Origin of the sequence: Burkholderia diffusa (assembly GCF_001718315.1) — a bacterium.
Taxonomy (GTDB): domain Bacteria; phylum Pseudomonadota; class Gammaproteobacteria; order Burkholderiales; family Burkholderiaceae; genus Burkholderia; species Burkholderia diffusa_B.
The window spans coordinates 692,075-709,341 of record NZ_CP013364.1 but is presented as its reverse complement, the minus strand read 5'-3'; the positions used below and the strand labels follow the sequence as shown (position 1 = coordinate 709,341).

Annotated in this window: 18 protein-coding genes; 12 read left to right on the top strand and 6 right to left on the bottom strand. The window is 66.7% G+C overall.

Annotation, left to right across the window (positions count from 1 at the left end):
• Nucleotides 1-55: 55 nt before the first annotated feature.
• Complete coding sequence (locus WI26_RS29810; RefSeq protein WP_059536583.1) at nt 56-1,210, bottom strand: branched-chain amino acid ABC transporter substrate-binding protein; 1,155 nt, start codon at nt 1,208-1,210, stop codon at nt 56-58.
• 599 nt (nt 1,211-1,809) lie between these two features.
• Nucleotides 1,810-2,712 (bottom strand): DMT family transporter, encoded by a 903-nt coding sequence (locus WI26_RS29805; protein ID WP_059915640.1) that lies wholly within the window; start codon nt 2,710-2,712, stop codon nt 1,810-1,812.
• Nucleotides 2,713-2,769: 57 nt separating this feature from the next.
• On the opposite strand from WI26_RS29805, the gene WI26_RS29800 reads away from it, so the two are divergent.
• The 4 genes from WI26_RS29800 to WI26_RS29785 all read left to right on the top strand — a co-directional run bounded on the left by WI26_RS29800 (nt 2,770) and on the right by WI26_RS29785 (nt 5,683).
• Nucleotides 2,770-3,726 (top strand): LysR substrate-binding domain-containing protein, encoded by a 957-nt coding sequence (locus WI26_RS29800; RefSeq protein ID WP_069228214.1) that lies wholly within the window; start codon nt 2,770-2,772, stop codon nt 3,724-3,726.
• 166 nt (nt 3,727-3,892) lie between these two features.
• Nucleotides 3,893-4,552 (top strand): hypothetical protein, encoded by a 660-nt coding sequence (locus WI26_RS29795; protein ID WP_060189259.1) that lies wholly within the window; start codon nt 3,893-3,895, stop codon nt 4,550-4,552.
• Between the two features lie 36 nt (nt 4,553-4,588).
• Nucleotides 4,589-5,056, top strand: a complete 468-nt coding sequence (locus tag WI26_RS29790; RefSeq protein WP_059915641.1) for a hypothetical protein — start codon at nt 4,589-4,591, stop codon at nt 5,054-5,056.
• Between the two features lie 153 nt (nt 5,057-5,209).
• Nucleotides 5,210-5,683, top strand: coding sequence for a hypothetical protein (locus WI26_RS29785; RefSeq protein WP_069228373.1), 474 nt, complete (start codon nt 5,210-5,212; stop codon nt 5,681-5,683).
• Nucleotides 5,684-5,756: 73 nt separating this feature from the next.
• Here the strand turns inward: WI26_RS29785 and WI26_RS29780 are convergent, their stop codons facing one another.
• Both WI26_RS29780 and WI26_RS29775 read right to left on the bottom strand, forming a co-directional pair.
• Complete coding sequence (locus WI26_RS29780) at nt 5,757-6,929, bottom strand: porin (protein ID WP_060189257.1); 1,173 nt, start codon at nt 6,927-6,929, stop codon at nt 5,757-5,759.
• A 199-nt stretch (nt 6,930-7,128) separates the two neighbouring features.
• On the bottom strand, nt 7,129-8,982 hold the full coding sequence (locus WI26_RS29775; protein ID WP_069228213.1) for an ABC transporter ATP-binding protein: 1,854 nt from the start codon (nt 8,980-8,982) through the stop codon (nt 7,129-7,131).
• Nucleotides 8,983-9,336: 354 nt separating this feature from the next.
• Between WI26_RS29775 and WI26_RS29770 the strand changes: the two genes are divergently transcribed.
• The 3 genes from WI26_RS29770 to WI26_RS29760 all read left to right on the top strand — a co-directional run bounded on the left by WI26_RS29770 (nt 9,337) and on the right by WI26_RS29760 (nt 11,000).
• Entirely contained in the window at nt 9,337-9,708 is a 372-nt protein-coding gene (locus tag WI26_RS29770; RefSeq protein ID WP_069228372.1) for a CidA/LrgA family protein, read from the top strand.
• Entirely contained in the window at nt 9,705-10,439 is a 735-nt protein-coding gene (locus WI26_RS29765) for an LrgB family protein (RefSeq protein WP_069228212.1), read from the top strand. The genes WI26_RS29770 and WI26_RS29765 overlap by 4 nt, the downstream gene beginning before the upstream one ends.
• A gap of 243 nt (nt 10,440-10,682) precedes the next feature.
• Nucleotides 10,683-11,000, top strand: coding sequence for a hypothetical protein (locus WI26_RS29760; protein ID WP_059509248.1), 318 nt, complete (start codon nt 10,683-10,685; stop codon nt 10,998-11,000).
• Nucleotides 11,001-11,082: 82 nt separating this feature from the next.
• On the opposite strand, the gene wrbA is transcribed toward WI26_RS29760, so the two are convergent.
• Complete coding sequence (wrbA, locus tag WI26_RS29755) at nt 11,083-11,685, bottom strand: NAD(P)H:quinone oxidoreductase (protein WP_069228211.1); 603 nt, start codon at nt 11,683-11,685, stop codon at nt 11,083-11,085.
• Nucleotides 11,686-11,746: 61 nt separating this feature from the next.
• A complete protein-coding gene (locus WI26_RS29750) occupies nt 11,747-12,472 on the bottom strand; it encodes a pirin family protein (protein WP_069228210.1) in 726 nt (241 codons plus the stop codon).
• Between the two features lie 127 nt (nt 12,473-12,599).
• On the opposite strand from WI26_RS29750, the gene WI26_RS29745 reads away from it, so the two are divergent.
• The 5 genes from WI26_RS29745 to WI26_RS32545 all read left to right on the top strand — a co-directional run bounded on the left by WI26_RS29745 (nt 12,600) and on the right by WI26_RS32545 (nt 17,002).
• Nucleotides 12,600-13,484 (top strand): LysR family transcriptional regulator, encoded by an 885-nt coding sequence (locus tag WI26_RS29745; protein WP_059540284.1) that lies wholly within the window; start codon nt 12,600-12,602, stop codon nt 13,482-13,484.
• Between the two features lie 469 nt (nt 13,485-13,953).
• Nucleotides 13,954-14,925 carry a lysozyme inhibitor LprI family protein gene (locus WI26_RS29740; RefSeq protein WP_420480796.1) on the top strand — a complete coding sequence of 324 codons (972 nt, stop codon included), beginning with the start codon at nt 13,954-13,956 and terminating at the stop codon, nt 14,923-14,925.
• 316 nt (nt 14,926-15,241) lie between these two features.
• A complete protein-coding gene (locus WI26_RS29735; RefSeq protein WP_059509244.1) occupies nt 15,242-15,655 on the top strand; it encodes a DoxX family protein in 414 nt (137 codons plus the stop codon).
• Nucleotides 15,656-15,817: 162 nt separating this feature from the next.
• On the top strand, nt 15,818-16,762 hold the full coding sequence (locus WI26_RS29730; protein WP_069228209.1) for a dTDP-4-dehydrorhamnose reductase family protein: 945 nt from the start codon (nt 15,818-15,820) through the stop codon (nt 16,760-16,762).
• Nucleotides 16,763-16,840: 78 nt separating this feature from the next.
• Nucleotides 16,841-17,002 carry a hypothetical protein gene (locus WI26_RS32545; protein WP_155768854.1) on the top strand — a complete coding sequence of 54 codons (162 nt, stop codon included), beginning with the start codon at nt 16,841-16,843 and terminating at the stop codon, nt 17,000-17,002.
• The last annotated feature ends 265 nt before the right edge of the window (nt 17,003-17,267 follow it).

The following is a 17,267-nucleotide window of genomic DNA, read 5'->3' as shown; positions in this document are numbered from 1 at the left end:
CGCGCGGCGCCGGCGCCGACGGATGGCGTTCCCGTCGTGCCGGCGTCGTGGGGCGTTACATCTTCACCTGGTCGAGGAAGGTCTTCTTGCCGCTCTTGTAGCCGTAGATCGAGATGATCCCGTGCGTCAGGTCGCCCTTCGCGTCGAACGTCGTCGTGCCAATCACGCCTTCGTACTTCGTCGACGGCATCGCCGCGAGGATCTTCGCCGGGTCCGTCGAGTTCGCGCGCTTCATGGCGTCGACCGCGATGTAGACCGCGTCGTACGCGAACGGCGCATCGAACTTGATGCCCTGGTTGAAGCGCTTCTGGTACTTGGCGAGGAACGCCGCGCCGCCCGGCATCTTCTCGAGCGCCGCGCCGGCCTGCGAGCACAGCACGTTGTCGGCTGCCGGGCCGGCCAGCTCGGCCAGCGAGTCGGTGCACACGCCGTCGCCGGACAGGATCTTCGCGCGCAGGCCGAGCTGCTTCGCCTGCTTCGCGAGCGGGCCGCCGGTGGCGTCCATGCCGCCGTACATGATGGCGTCCGGATTCTCGCCCTTGACCTTGGTCAGAATCGCGCGGAAGTCGACGGCCTTGTCGTTGGTCGCGTCGTGCGACAGCACCTTCAGGCCGAGCGCCTTCGCCTTCTTCTCGAATTCGTTCGCGAGACCCTGGCCGTAAGCGGTCGAATCGTCGATCACCGCCACGCTCTTCACGCCCTTCGACTGCGCGTAACTCGCGAGTGCCGGGCCTTGCTGCGCATCGGTGGCGACCACGCGATACGTGGTCTTGAAGCCCTGCTGCGTGTAAGTCGGGTTCGTGGCCGACGGCGAGATCTGCACGATGCCCGCGTCGCTGTAGATCTTCGACGCCGGGATCGACGTGCCCGAGTTCAGGTGGCCGATGACGGCGACGACCTTGTCGTCGACGAGCTTCTGCGCAACCTGCGTGGCCTGGCGCGGGTCGGCCGCATCATCCTGCGCGTCGAGCTGCAGCGTGATCTTCTTGCCGCCGATCGTCAGGCCCTTCGCATTGATTTCCTCGACCGCGAGGCGTGCGCCGTTCTCGTTGTCCTTGCCGAGGTGCGAAATGCCACCCGTCGTCGGTTCGACGCTGCCGATCTTCACTACCTGGTCGGCCATCGCGCCCGACGCGGCCGCAAATGCGGCGGCGGCCAGCGCGACGGTCATCAGGGGTTTGCAGCGCATGCCGACAATGCTTCGTTCCATCTGCCATCTCCGTTGATTGATATTTCTATTGCCGCCCGGTGCGCCGCGCGCCCTCGTGAGGCGTCGGCGTGCCGGACGAGTCTCCGTGACCCGTGACGGGTTCGGCTTGCATGTCGCCGGTTGTCGAGGCCGACGCACAACGTCGGCGCCTGGCCGAGTCCGAGCGAGCGGGCGATTTCGTCTGACGACATGCAATTGGTATGAATATATCCGAACCCGTTTGCGCCCGCTTCCGCGAATTGCCCAGCCTTGCGCAAATGTGATGCGACTGCGCGGTCTTTTCGCGCGGATGTGGCCGTTCCGAACCGTCGATTGCTCTGATTATTCGACCGGGCCGCCACCGCTGACCATGGACAGTGCGATGCAATCAATCGAGAACTGTTCGGTCGGTTTGTCTGCACACTTTCGTCATTACGTCGCGGCGAAGCTGCCATTCGTTTGATGCAACTAACGGTCAAGTCCGCCGGCATCGGTGAATTGGCGCGAGGTGTCGAAACTGCATGTGCGTCCCCGTTTCGCAGTGGACGGGGCCCGCCTGGCCAAACCGCGTCGAGTCGTTCTTCGAGCAAGTGTCGCCGTCCGGCGAAACCGCGCGCCTCCTATGTCCGTCCGCGCAGGGCCACGAATATCACGCCGGCAATTGCCAGCAGGCCGCCGCACACCGTCTCGATGCCGGGGCGCTCGCCGGTCAGCGCCATCGACAGCGCAGTCGCGACAGCCGGTGTCAGGTACAGGAAATTGGCGGCGCGCGCCGCGCCGAAGTAGCCGAGCGCGAAGGTCCACGTCGCATAGCCCAGCGCGGCGGGAAAGACGCCGAGCACCAGGACGGCGAGCGCGGTGTCGCGCGAAGCGCCGCCGCCGAGCGACACGAGCGCGCCGGGCAACCATGGCGTGAGCAGCAGCGCACCGGCCAGCAACGTATACGCGGCGCAGGGCAGCGCGCCGTACACGGGAATCAGCCGCCGCTGCAACACGAAATAGCTGGCAGAACACAGTGCGGCGCCGAGAATCAGCGTGCTCCCTGAGCCGAGGACGAGACCGCCTGGCTGTCCGTGCGCGATCACGGCGATGCCGGCCAGGCTGACCAGTGAGCCGAGCCATCCCCAGCGATTGAAGCGTTCGCGCAGAAATATCGCGGCCAACAGCGCCGTGAAGATCGGCAGCGTGTTGACGATGAAGCTCGCCGCGCCGGCCGATACAGTCTGCTCGCCGGTATTGAGCAGCGCGTTGTAGAACGCGATGCCGAGCAAGCCGCAGACGAGAAAGCGCAACGCGTCGCCTTTGGCCGGGATGTTCGGCCGTCGCCACGCGAGCCATGCGATCACGAGCACGGCCGCGGTCGCGAAGCGTGCGGCCGCGAGCTGCAGCGGGGCCAGCCCTTGCAGGCCGATCCGGATGAACGGAAAAGCGGAGGCCCACGAGACGATCGTGAATGCCACCGCGCCGGCCGCGACGAGCGGCAGTCGCGCGCCGCGCGACGACGGAGGGGAAAGTGTGTTCATGCGGCAATGGTGCGGCGTGGTCAGATGTTAAGCTAGCGCACAGATCAACACGCGGGTATGAATATGGCTCACAGCTCGATGCGCGTGCGGCGGCGCGTTGCGAACGCGCTGCCGGCCGTCACGCCGGCACCTGCCCCGCGGCCGCCGCTTGCCAGCCTTGAGACGGTCTGCACGGTGGCGCGCCAGGGTTCCTTTCTGGCGGCCGCCGACGCCTCCGGCGTCACGCATGGCGCGATCAGCCGACGCGTGGCGGCCGTCGAGAACTGGCTGGGCATGGCGTTGTTCGAACGTCATGCGCGCGGTGTGCGGCTGACGCCGGACGGCCAGCGCTTCGTCGGCCGGATCGAACAGGCGTTCGCGATCATCGATGGCGCGGCCGATCAGTGGCGTACGCCGCGCACGCCGCGACTGGTCAGGATGAGCGTGGTGCCGGCGTTCGCGCAGCTCTGGCTGCTCGAGCGCCAGCATGCGCTCGAGAACGAGGCGCCCGCGTTGCGCATCGAGCTCGGCATCGAGCTTCGCAACGTGGACATCGCCGCCGGTGAAGCGGATCTGTCGATCCGGTACGGGCGCGGCAACTGGCGTCAGCTCGAGACCCGCGAGTTCATGCCGGAGACGCTTTACCCGGTCGCGCATCCGCGACTCGCCGCGCAGCTGGCCGCGCTGCGCCGTCGAAACGGCGACGCCGCGCTGCTCGAGGTGCCGCTCTTGCACGACTCCGACGTGACCGGCTGGCGTACGTGGTTCGACGCGCTCGGCATTGCGTTCAAGCCGCGCGCGCAGGATCGCCGCTTCGAGGACTACAACCTGGTGCTCGCGGCCGCCGAAGCGGGGCTCGGCGTGGCACTGGCGCGGATGCCGCTAGCGGACGCGTATCTCAGGCGCAGCGCGCTCGTGCGCGTGAGCCGGCATGAAGTCGAGTCGCTGCTGAGGTATCACTTCGTGCATGCGAAGGGCGAGAATCGCCCGGAAGTGCTCGCGCTGATGGAGCGGATGCGGGCGGCGCTGGGGTAGGGGCGGCAGCGTCGGAACCCGCGACACAACGTGCGCCGGCGCCGCTGGTGCTCGACCGCGGCCACTGGATCGTCGACAATGCGACCGCGGAAAACCGCGAGACCCGAAGATGAACGAGAATCGACAGTTTTTGCAGACGTGCGGATGCAGAGGGAGAGAGTGAGTAATGAATAGACCAGACAAGTCGTCGAAAGCGCGTGCGGCGCTCGACCAGCTGTTTTCGGGCATGGCGCCCGCGGATGCGCAGCAGCGCGCGTCGCGTCCGGGCAATCCGTTCGAAGCGGCAGGCGACCCCGCCGGCGCCGACGGCCGCGTCGAAGTCACGTTGTCGACGAGAATCCAGCTGCGCGGCTATCCGGGCGCGGATGCGTTCATGAAGCGCATGGCCGAAGCCTGGGGCCTCACCTGGGGACCGTACGACGCCGTGCGGGCGACGGCGACGCTGCCGGCCGGCTGGCGCTCGCGCCGGCTGCCGGAAGTCACGCAGATCGTCGACGAGCGCGACGTGCTGCGCGCGGAAAGCAGCCTGCAGGGCGGCGAGATGTCGTATCTGAAAGTGCATCCGCGCTACTACATCGATGCGCGCAAGGGAGTCGGCTGGCGCAAGTCGTCGAAGGCGTCGGACGATCCGGATCTCGACGGCCCCGACTGGAACTGCTACGTGATGGATCGGGAAAAGTCCGTCGAAGTGCACGAGCTGACGACGTCGTCGTCGAAGGCCGACCTGGACAACGCGCGTGCGACGTTGCTGAAATGGCTCGACGAGCACTACCCGAAGCATCGCGATCCGTTCGCGTACTGGACGGACTGCGAGCGTCCTTTGTAAGTCCGCACGGCGGACGGGCATCGCGGAGGGTGGCGCTTGAAGCAGACCGGTCTGGTCCCGATTCTCTGGGCGGCATTCGGCGCAGCGTTCGGCTCGACGGCCATCGAGCTGCTGCTCTGGCCGATCGCCGGAGAAGACGCCTTTCACAACCTGCTTCGCGATGCGCGCCTGACGGCCGCCCTCGTGATGGGGCGATCCGTGCTCGGTGCGTCCACGGGCTTCGATCCGGCGGTCATGGGCGTGGCGACGGTTGTGCATGCGGCGCTGTCGCTTGCCTATACGGTCATGCTGGCGAAGCTGGTCCGTGACCTGTCGCCCGGCGCCGCGCTGCTCGCGGGCGGCGCGTTCGGGCTCGTTCTCTACGGCATCAACCTGCACGCATTCACCGCGATTTTCCCGTGGTTCGTTGCGGCGCGCGGCGTGATCACGCTGGTTGCGCACGTGAGCTTCGGTGTCGTTGCGGCGGGCGTCTACTGCATCGTCCGGCGCTCGCATGGCGCGTGATCGTCGGCGGTTCCCGCGTCGCGCATTCGTACCCCGACCCCTAGAATAATCCGGCACGCTACATCGTCTAATGGTCGGGTGACCGTGTACGAAGCCGGGCGTTGATCGTGACGCCAAGGTCGACTGGTCGGGACAGTCATGCAGGAGCCGATCATGTGCAACTTGTTTCGGGCAGGGATGGGCGTCGCCTGTCTCGGCTGTTCAGTATGCGTGCTTGCGCAAACGTACGACGACACGCTGGACGAAGGCGCCCGTTGCCGTGCGGTCGTCGTGCAAGCGGAAATCGACGGCACGGAGCAGCAGATCGTCGGGCGCGCGTGTCGGCAAAGCGACGGCACCTGGCAGATGATGCAAAGCCAGGACGGCAGCATCGTGTGGTATCCGGACACCGCCTATCCTTACGCCGACCCGTGGTACTGGGGGCCGGCGGTGTTCGTCGGCGCGGGCGTCGGTTTCGTTTTCATCGACCGTTTCCATCATCGCCATCACTTCGACCACTTCGACCACTTCGGTCACTTCGACGGCGGCATGCGTGGGCGAGTCGGCGTGCCGATGGGCACCGGCTTTCACCATGGCCCGACCTTCGTCGGCGGGGAGCACGGCTTCGGCGGAATGCGACGACATTGAGCCGATGCGCACCGCGCGACACACGCACACCACGGCGTGCGTGTGCCGCTCATTGCGACGGGACGGCGCGCCGTCAGAACTTGTGGCGGATGCCGACGATCGCGAGTTCCTGTGTATCGGTACCCGAGTTCACGCCATACGAGCCGACGGATGCCGCGGCCTTCACGATCGCGCCGCTCGCGTTCAGCGTCTTGCCGCTCGCCTTCTGGTAGCCGAACAGCGCATACAGATCGGTACGCTTCGACAATGCGTAGTCCGCGCCGAGGTTCACCTGGTTGTAGTGCGCGGAAGTGGGGCCCGTGAGCGACGTGTAGTTGTAGCCGACGCCTGCGCGCAGCGCCGGCGAGAACTGCCAGTTGAAGAACGCCGAGCCGTTGTTGAACTTCGCGTTCTGCGTGAAGGCCGACAGCGTGTCCGCGCCGTACTGCGTGTTCGAATAAGCGAGGCCGAAGGTCGCCGGCCCCGCCACATACTGGCCGGCCACGCGCACGATCTGGATCGACTTCGCGCTCGAGAAGCCCTGGTTGATCACGGTGTTGAACAGTGTGTCCGAGCTGCTCGACCACGTGCGCACACCGCCTGCGACCGTGGAGCCGCCATTGGCGAAGAAGTAGCCGGCGCCGAGCGACAGCGGTCCGTTCGCGTAGCTCAGGCCGAAGCTGTAGGTGCGGCCGCTGCCGGTCGCGCCTGCGACGCCGCCGAAGCCGTACAGCGCGGCGAACTGGAAGCCGGAGATCAGCGGACTCGTGTACTTCACCGAATTGCTGACGCGCAGGCTGTTGTCGTAGTTGTCCAGGTCGCCCGGCGTCGAGAACACGCCGCCGAAGTAGTTGTCCTCGGTGAGGCCCTGCACGAGATCGACGACCGGATCGTACTGGCGGCCGAGCGTCACGGTGCCGTAGGTGTTGCTCGCGAGGCCCACGATCGCCTTGCGGCCGAATTCGCGTCCGCCCTGGCCGAGTGCGCCGGTGCCGATGTTGAAGCCGTTCTCGAGCTGGAACAGTGCGGACAACCCGCTGCCGAGATCCTCGATGCCGCGCAGCCCCCAGCGGCTGCCCGACAGGTTGCCGCTGCTGAACCTGACGAGGTTCGACGCATTGCTGCCGTTGGCGTTCTGCACGTTGTGCACGTAAGCGATGCCCGCATCGGCGATGCCGTACAGCGTGACGCTGCTTTGTGCGTGCGCGCCAACGGCGTAGAGCGAGGCCGGAAGAGCGAGCAGTGCGAATGACCGGATTCGTTTCATTGTTGGATTCCCCCGTTGGTCGATAGGTCTGACGAGTCGGTGAACGATACGGGTGGCGCATCGTCGAGGGAACCAATAAATTGTCGAATCGTTATGAGGCGCGCGGCGTGTCGCCGTATCGTTGTGCGTGCAACAGGTTCGACGACGCGCGACACCGGGCATCCACGCGAGTGACGAATGCCCGACGCGTTGGCGTGTCTTACTGCGCCGCGCCCTCGGCATCCGCCGTCTCGCCGAGAAACCCGCCACTCTGGTGCGCCCACAGCGCCGCATAAATGCCGCCAGCCTGAAGCAGCTGCAGGTGCGTGCCTTCCTCGACGATGCGCCCTTCGTCGAGCACGATCAGCCGGTCCATCGCTGCGATCGTCGACAGCCGGTGCGCGATCGCGATCACCGTCTTGCCGCGCATCAGGGTGTCGAGGCTGCGCTGAATCGCGACTTCGACTTCGGAGTCGAGCGCGCTGGTGGCTTCATCAAGCACGAGGATCGGTGCGTCCTTGAGCATCACGCGCGCAATTGCCACGCGCTGTCGCTGGCCACCCGACAGCTTCACGCCGCGCTCGCCGACCTCGACGTCGTAGCCGCCGCGCCCATGCCGGTCGCGCAGCCGCTCGATGAAGTCGGACGCTTCAGCGCGCACGGCCGCGTCGTGCATTTCGTGCTCGGTCGCGTCGGGACGGCCGTACAGGATGTTCTCGCGCATCGTCCGGTGCAGCAGCGACGTATCTTGCGTGACCATCCCGATCGCCGCGCGCAGGCTGTCCTGCGTCACGTGCGCGATGTCCTGCCCGTCGATCCGGATCGCACCGCCATCCACGTCGTAGAAGCGCAGCAGCAGGTTCACGAGTGTCGACTTGCCGGCGCCCGAGCGGCCGATGAGGCCGATTCGCTCGCCGGGCCGGATCGTCAGGTTCAGCCCGTCGAACACAGGCGTGTCGTTGTCCTCGTGCGCGAAGCGCACGTTGTCGAACACGATGCCGCCGTGCTGCACGGTGAGCGTCTTCGCATCGGGGGCGTCGACCACGCTGCGCACTTTCGTCAGCGTGTTGATGCCGTCCTGGATCGTGCCGACATTCTCGAACAGCTCAGTCATCTCCCACATGATCCAGTGCGAATAGCTCGACAGGCGCAGCGCCATCGCGATCACGGCCGCGACCACGCCCGCGCTCGCCGCGCCGTGCAGCCACAGATAAAGCGCGACGCCGGTCGAGCCGACCAGCAGCAGCGTCGACAGCAGATGGTTGACGACCTCGAACGCGCCGACGAGCCGCATCTGCGCATCGCCGGTCACCTTGAACGCTTCCATCGCGCGCCGCGCGTGGTCGGCTTCCCGGCGCGTGTGCGAGAACAGCTTCACGGTCGTGATGTTCGAATAGGCGTCGGTGATGCGGCCCGTCATCAACGCGCGTGCGTCGGCCTGCCGGCTGCCGACCGCACCCAGGCGCGGCACGAAATACGCACACGCCGCGCCGTAGCCGAGCGCCCACAGCGCGAGCGGAATCATCAGCCGCCAGTCGAAGCTCGCCGCGAGCGCGAGGATGCCGATCAGGTACGCGCCGACGCCGATCACGACGTCGACGGACATGAACAGCGCGTCCCGCACGGCAAGTGCGGTCTGCATGATCTTGGTCGTCACGCGGCCCGCGAACTCGTTCGCGTAGAACGACAGGCTCTGGTCGAGCATCAGCCGGTGAAACAGCCATCGCAGCCGCATCGGGAAGTTGATCGCGAGCACCTGATGCTTGATCATCGTATGCAGTGCGATCAGCAATGCGCTGCCCGCGAGGATCGCCGCGAAACCGGCAAGCGTGCCGAAGTGGCGGACGCCGAAGTCGGCCGGCGTGGCCGACGACAGCCAGTCGACCACGCGCCCCATCATCGCGAACAGCGCCGCCTCGTATGCCGCGAGCGCGGCCGACGTCAGCGCGATCAGCAGGATCCAGCCGCGCGCGCCTTTCGTGCACGCCCAGACGAACGAGAAGAATCCCTTCGGCGGCGTGACGGGATCCTCGAGCGGGAATGTCGGCAGGCGCCGTTCAAACCACGAAAACATTGAACCCTCTCCTTGATGCGGCGCGGGCAGGTGGCCCGGCCGGTCATGCGTGTTTCACGCGCGCCGTGCGGCGCGCATTCGTTGCGAACGAATCCATGACTCGATCGCGCCGAGCGTATGCGGTGCCTCCGCATGCGCGACGCGTGCGTCGTTTTCGCATCGTTCGGCGGCAAGTGTCGCATCGATTCGATCCGGCTGCTGGGCGGTTGCCCACGGTCGCGCACCGCGCCGATGGCCCGCCCGGCTGCCTTTGTTGATACGATCGCGCGTATCGTCCACGCCGGCGCGGCACGCCGCCGGCTCATCGGCCGCGCGCCTGCCCGATCGCGCGGCCACGTTCGGGAGAAGCGCTTCATGCTGCAGGCGTTCGCGGTCTTGCTGACCTTCCAGTGTCTCGGGGAAGGGGTGTCCTATCTGTTCGGCCTGCCGGTGCCGGGCCCCGTGATCGGCATGCTGCTGCTGTTCGGCTTCGTGATGCTGCGCCCGCAGATGGCCGACGCGATCGAGCCGACGGCGCTCGAGCTGCTGCGCCATCTGTCGCTGCTGTTCGTGCCGGCCGGTGTCGGCATCATGGTGTCGGCCGACCGCGTGCGCGGCGATGCGCTCGCGGTCGTCGTCGCGCTGGCGGTGAGCACGTCGCTCGCGATCGCCGTGACCGCACTCGTCACGCGTGCACTGCTGCGGCGCCAGCGGCGCGCGGACGGCACGGCGGAGGGCACGCGATGACGGCCTTCCCGAAACTCGGCGCGATCTGGGTCTACCTCGCCGCCACGCCGCTGCTCGGCCTGACGATCACATTGATCGCGTACCTGATCGCACAGGCCGTCTATGCACGCGCGCGCTTCAACCCGCTCGCGAATCCGGTGCTGATCGCGGTCGCGCTGATCGTCGTGCTGTTGACGATCACGCGCACGCCGTATCCGACGTATTTCGAAGGCGCGCAGTTCGTTCACTTCCTGCTCGGCCCGGCGACCGTCGCGCTGGCGCTGCCGCTGTACCGCCAGTGGTCGAAGCTGCGGCGCGCCGCAGTGCCGCTGCTCGTCGGGCTGCTCGCGGGCTCGCTGACCGCGATCGTGTCCGCGGTCGGGATCGCCGCGCTGTTCGGCGCGTCGCACCAGACGATCGCGTCCCTCGCGCCGAAATCCGCGACCACGCCGATCGCGATGGCCGTCGCGCAGGAGATCGGCGGGATTCCGTCGCTGACTGCCGTGCTGGTGATTTCGACCGGGATTTTCGGCGCCGTGTGCGCCCGCGCGATCCTGAACGCGCTGCGCATCGACGAGCCGGCGGTGCGCGGTTTCGCGCTCGGTGTCGCGTCGCACGGGATCGGCACCGCGCGCGCGTTCCAGGTGAGCGAGGAGGCCGGCGCGTTCGCGGGCCTCGGGATGGGACTGAATGGCGTGCTGACCGCATTTGTCGTGCCGGTCCTGCTGCCGGTGCTGTCGCGCTGGATCTGAGCGGCGCCGGGTGCCGGCCATGCGCGATGCTATCGGTTTCCCTGATGGCGCATGGACCGCGCCGTCTGGCCGGGCGTCTGCCGCACATGTATCGTTGCCGTTATCAGGAGAATTCAGGAACCGGCACGGACATTTGTGCAGCGATCGGCTAACGTTGCGTCGGCGCCGTGGTCGCACGCCGACATCCGTCGCGTGCGCGCCGGCGTTCGATCCACAACCAACAATCGACAAGGAGATCCGGCCATGACGAAGTCTCGCGTGGTTTCGGTGGCAGTGGCAGTAACGGCGTCGTTCGGTCTGCTGTTGACCGCCGCGCCGGCGGCATACGCGCAGGATCCGGCGTCCGCACCGACGCAGAAGCAACTCGACAAGGCGCAGAAGAAGGCAGCCCGCAAGGCGGCCCGCGCGCGCCACGCGAAGGACCTGAAGGCGATCGGCACGGGCACCGGCTATCGGCTGACCAACGATCAGAGCAACTATCCGCAGAACGCGGTGGAAAAGGCGCCCGCGACGAAGGCGGCGCCCGCACCCGCTCCGGCCGCGCCGGCATCGAGCCAGTAACGGCCGGCGCTCGCGCGACGCAAAACGGCGCCGGGTCGACCGGCGCCGTGCGTTCTCATGTGCCGCGCAGGCGGCACGCGCATTACGACGCGAGCTTCGCGGCGAGTTCCGCGACGTGCTTGCCCTGGTAGCGCGCGATGTCGAGTTCGTTCGCGCTCGGCTGACGGCTGCCGTCCGCGCCCGCGAGCGTGGTCGCGCCGTACGGCGTGCCGCCCGTGATTTCGTTCATGTTGACGAGTCCGCTGCACGCATAGGGCACGCCCACGATCACCATCCCGTGGTGCAGCAGCGTCGTGTGGAACGACGTGATGGTCGTTTCCTGGCCGCCGTGCTGCGTGCCGGTCGACGCGAACACGCTGCCGATCTTTCCGACGAGCGCACCCTTCATCCACAGGCCGCCGGTCTGGTCGAGGAACGTGCGCATCTGGCCGGCCATGTTGCCGAAGCGGGTCGGTGTGCCGAAGATGATCGCATCGTAACCCGCGAGTTCGTCCACGGTGGCGACGGGTGCGGCCTGGTCGACCTTGATGCCGATCGCCTTCGCCTGGTCGACGGGAATGGTTTCAGGCACGCGCTTGAGCGTGACCTCGACGCCGGACACCGATTTCGCGCCTTCCGCGACGTGCTGCGCCATCGTTTCGATGTGCCCGTAGGACGAGTAGTAGAGAACGAGTACCTTGGCCATGTTGCGAATCTCCGATTAAGAAGGCCCCGCCTTCAGTGGGGCCCGATGTTCCGAACGGGCGTCATGCCCACTCGGCCGTCACTTCGACCGGACGCAGGTCGAATACCAGCACTTCGGCATCCTTGCCGTCCGCGAACGTGAGCGCCTGCTCGTCGCGGATACGTGCACCGTCGCCTTCGCCGAGCGTCACGCCGTTGACCGTCACGCTGCCGCGTGCGACATGCACGTAGGCGAAGCGATCCGGTGCGAGTTCGAGCGTGGCGCGTTCGTCGCCGTCGAACAGGCCCGCGTAGATCCGCGTGTCCTGGCGGATCTTCAGCGAACCGCCGTTACCGTCGGGCGACACGATCGGCGTGAGCTTGCCGCGCTTGTCGTCTGCCGAGATATTCGTCTGCTGATAGCGCGGCTCGGCGCCCTTCTCGGCCGGCCCGATCCAGATCTGCAGGAAGTGAACGGGCGTCTCGTGCGAGTGGTTGAACTCGCTGTGACGCACACCCGTACCCGCGCTCATCAACTGGACGTCACCCGGCACGATCACCGAACCGGTGCCCATCGAATCCTTGTGCTCCAGCGCGCCATCGAGCACGTACGACAGGATTTCCATGTCGCGGTGCGGGTGCGTGCCGAAGCCGCGGCCCGGCGCGACGCGGTCGTCGTTGATCACCAGCAGGTCGGAAAAGCCGACCTGCTTTGGATCGTAGTAGTTCGCGAAAGAAAACGTGTGACGGGAGCTGAGCCAGCCATGCTCGGCACGGCCACGTTGGTCTGCTGCACGAGTCTCGATCATGATTTTTTCCTGGAAATCGCCGGACCTCGGAAGTGGGTTCGGCCGTTCGTTGAGATGAATCTTAGGTCAATCGATTTGACAAATAAATGGCTGTGGAGATAATGACTGTCACTCTGAGGTGGACAATATGGAATTCAACGACCTGAGGATCTTCGTCGCGACCGTCGATGCGGGCAGCTTCACGGCGGCGGCCGATCAACTGATGCTCTCCAAGCAGTTCGTGAGCCGGCGCACGATGGCGCTCGAGGCGGCGCTCGGCGTACGTTTGCTGCATCGCAATACGCGCAATCTCGCGGTCACGGAATCGGGGCAGGAGTTCTATGCGCGCGCGCAGCGGATCCTCGCCGAGGTCGCCGACGCCGAGCAGGCGATGTCGGTGCGCAGCACCGAGCTCCACGGCTCGCTGAAGATCAGCGCGCCGCTGTCGTTCGGGATCACGCACGTGTCGCCGCTGATCGCCGAATTCCTGTCCGCGCATCCGGCCGTACGGCTCAACGTCGACCTGACCGACCGGCGTGTCGACCTGATCGGCGAGGGCTTCGATCTCGTGCTGCGGATCGGCACGCTCGAGGATTCGACGCTGATCGCGCGGCCGCTGGCCGCCTGGGAAATGATCGCGTGCGCGAGCCCCGCGTATCTGAAGCGACAGGGCGCGCCCGCGACACCGGCCGACCTCGCCGGCCATACGTGCCTGATGTACGGGCGCGAGCGGCGTGTGGGCTGGGAATTCCGGGTCGACGGCGCGGCGCGCACGTTCGACGTGCAGGGGCCGCTCGTCGCGAACAACGGCGAAGTCGTGCGCGACGCGGCGATCGCAGGGCTCGGCATCGCGCTGCTGCCGCATTTCATCGTCGGCGCGGCGCTCGACAGCGGCGCGCTCGTGCCAGTGCTCGATGCGTATGCGCCGTCGCCGATCACGCTGAACGCGGTGTTTCCGCAGCACCGTGAAGGGTTCGTCACGCTGCGCACGTTCATCGGGTTTCTGGCGGAGCGGTTGGGCGCGCGGGGATAGCGGGCGCGGCGTGCGTGGGTGGCGTTCTTTTGATGCGATGAAGGAGACGTCGCACGCGCGGTGGAAGTCGCGACGGCTTTCGTCGAGCGGCATGGCGAGCGGCGTGAGCGCGTCGGCGGCTGGCATGCGGGCAGTGCATCGAGCGTGGCGATGGTTTCGTTTCGGCGCTCGTGTGCCGGTATCGCATGGCTTTCGATTCGCTCGTGCCCGGTGCTGCGTGACGATTGATCGGCGGCGCGCATTCGCGCTAGGCTTCGCCGGGGGCGACGGCCGGCACCGCATGCCGTGCCGGGCGTTTTTACCTCGAACCGCATCGGGCCCGCAGTTTCTACTCGCGGCCATCCACGACGAGTCCAGTCCAATGACAATGAAGAACCGATCGAATGCTCGCGTGCGCGAGCAAGGGCAAACCGCGCGTCGCGGCCGGCATGCTCGGAGCGCGGACCTGCGATCCGTCATGATGTTTGCAATGCTTACGATTTCGCCGATGGCCGCGCATGCCGCCGGCTTCGATTGCGCGAAAGCCGCGTCGCCGAGCGAGAAGACGATCTGTGCGGACGCCGGGCTGTCGTCGCTCGACGGCGAACTGGCGGCGGCGTGGAAGAAGGCGCTCGCGAAAGGTGGCGATACGGCCGCGCTGAAGGCCGCGCAGCTGAAATGGCTCAAGCAGCGCGATCGCTGTGGCAACGATGCATCGTGCCTCGGCGACCGCTATCGCGAGCGGCTCGCGAACCTGAACGGCATGTCGCTTGCGATCGATCGCTGGCAGCAGACGTGGTATCGCGACAGCGCGAACCCGTCGTTCGGCGGCGTGCTGACGTTCAGCGGCACGGCACCGCGCCTTCACTTCGAACTGAGCGGCAACAACGGCGCGAATACCGGCGGTCTCAGCGGCGATATCGAACTGCACGGCGATAGCGGCACGTTTCGCCAGGATCGATGCCGGCTCGATTTCAGCCGCAAGGGCGGGCGCGTGCAGGTCGCGCAGCAGGGCGGCGATGCCGATTGCGGCGCGGGTGCGGGCGTCGTGTATTCGGGCGACTACGTGACGGCGTCGAAGGCGCAGGCGAGTCAGGCTGCAGATCTCGTGACCTTGAAGGTGCTGCCCGATGCGCGGCAGAACGCGATCGCACACAAGCTGCTCGGCGCCGATTATCAGACGCTCGTCGACACGGTCAACTCCAGCGCGGACGAGCAGGATCTCGACGGTCTGAATGCCGGCGTGAAGTCGTACTGGGTACGCGGCATCGCGACGACGAACGCCGCGATCGTGATGCGTCGGGGCACCGATCTGTGGATCGGTCTGCTCGTGTTCGACGCTCACGACAAGGTGCGGATGCGCTATTACACGAGCGCGCCGGCATGGAAAAAGACCGTGCCGAAAACCATCCGCGCATGGCACGACAATCTCGACAAGACACTGCCGATCGACATGATGTAATCCACCAGACCGGTGTGCCGGCAGATGTGCGCGGCCGCCCATGACGCATTTGTTACGTGACAATTGTCCACTCAATTGAGACAGCCAATCTTGTTTTGACGGATTGATGATTTGCGGCGGGACAGTAGACTGCACCCGTGCTTCGCCAGAACCGCACCGCAGCGCCACGATGGCGCGACGGGACGGATTCTTCGGCAGCGGGCCGGCCGGCCCGCGGTTCGATCGCGCGAGGAGGGTTCGGTGCCGATCCGTGGGTTCGCCGTTGCGGCGGACGTCGGCACCGAATGCGTCAAACCGTCAAATCAAGGTGATTGCTATGCGTTACGTTTCGCTGGAGTCGAAGAAGGACGAGCTGCTGCTGGCGGCTCGCGTGTTGATGATGATCCTGTTCGTGCTGTTCGGCTGGCAGAAGTTGAGCGGCTTCTCAGGCACGGTCGCGTACATGGCGTCGACGGGCGCACCGTCGCCGGAGCTGTCAGCGGTGATCGCGGTCGCGGTCGAACTGGTCGGCGGCGCGCTGATCGCGGTCGGGTTCTATACGCGTCCGCTCGCGCTGGTGTTCGCGGTCTATACGCTCGCGACCGCGTTGATCGGGCATCGCTACTGGGCGCTGCAGGGCATGGACCAGTATCTCGCGATGATCAACTTCTACAAGAACATCAGCATCATCGGCGGGCTGCTGTTGCTCGCGGTGAGCGGGCCGGGGCGCTATTCGTTCGACCGGAAGTAAGCGAGCGCGACGCTTCGCGCCGCTCGACGGGCCCGGTGCGCGCAATCGCGCACCGGGCTTGTTTTCATCACGCGCACGTCGTCGACGTGCGAGCGAAATCGACATCGACCGCATGTTCTCGTATAGATTGGGGGCCCTTATCCCCTTTCATCGTTGGCTACCGTGTCGCATCCGACCATCCTTCTCATCGGCGCGTCCGGCCTGCTCGGCCGCGCGGTCGCCGCATCGCTGTCCCGCGAATCGTCGCTGACGACGATCGGAACGATCCGCAACCCGGACACCGCGGTCGCGCGGCGCCTCGCGCTGCCGCTGGAAAACGTCGCTCGACTCGACGCGCTCGATCAGCCGGCGCTCGAACACCTCTTCGCAACCTGCCGGCCGGCCGCCGTGATCATCTGCGCCGCCGAACGTCGCCCGGACGTCTGCGAACGCGACCCGGCGGCTGCGCGCGCGATCAACGTCGACGCACCGGCCCGCATCGGCGCGCTCGCCGCGCGCTACGGCGCGTGGACGCTCGGCATCTCCACCGACTACGTGTTCGACGGCAACGCGGCGCCGTACCGCGAGGACGCAACGCCGAACCCGTTGAACATCTACGGCCGCACCAAGCTGGAAGGCGAGGCCGCGTTGCTCGCCGCGTCGCCGCTTGCCTGCGTGCTGCGCCTGCCGTTGCTGTACGGGCCAATCGTCGACTGGCGCGAGTCGGCCGTCACGAGCCTTGTGCCGGCGATCGTCGCGTCCGCGCGACCGGCTGCGGACGCGGTCGGGATGGACGCGTGGGCGATCCGCTATCCGACCTACACGCCCGACGTCGCGGCGGTCATCCGGGACCTGACGCTGCGCCATCTCGCGGGCTCGCCCGTCACGGGCATCCGTCATTGGTCGGGCGAGGAGCCGATGACGAAGTACGACATCGCGCAACGGATCGCTGCCGCGCTCGGCATTGATGCGGCGCTCGCGCGGATCGACACGCCGGCCGATGCGACGCCGCGTCCGTACGATTGCCACCTCGATGCGTCGCGCGTGCGCGCACTCGGGATCGATCATGCGACGCCGTTCGCGACCGGGCTGCAAGCCGTGCTGCGCGACGCGCCGCCGCTGCTCTGATGCATTCGCAAGATCACGAGAGACGGTCCACCGCGATGCGTCTTCGTCTCGGATGCGATCCAGCGCGCGGCTGCGTGCTTGCCCGTTTCCGGCCAGGCCAACCGCATCCTGGCCGCGTTGCACGGCGAAGCGGAACGTTACGTCGTCCATATCGAGAGCGTGCTGACCGCTGCGGGAGGCGCGAAGCTGCATGCGCCGTTCGTGCGGATCGCGTGGGAGGGTTGCAGCTTCGGCACGTAAACCGCCGCACCGGCGTCGACGTTCGCCGGCTGGCGAAGGCAAGTTTGCGCCGGACCGCAAAAGTGCTCGAACATGACGGATGCGCACTGCTATCATTCGCGCGATGCCGCGCTTGTGCGATGCGGCGCAAGGTGGCGAGGAGGTCGCCGCCGACGGCTCGCCGCGCGCTCGAACGCGGCGCGTCACGTGTTGCGTGCCGATGCCGTGCGGTTTTCGACGATGGCGTCGCGTTCGGCACACTTCGAAAGCCTTACAGGTCCAGGCA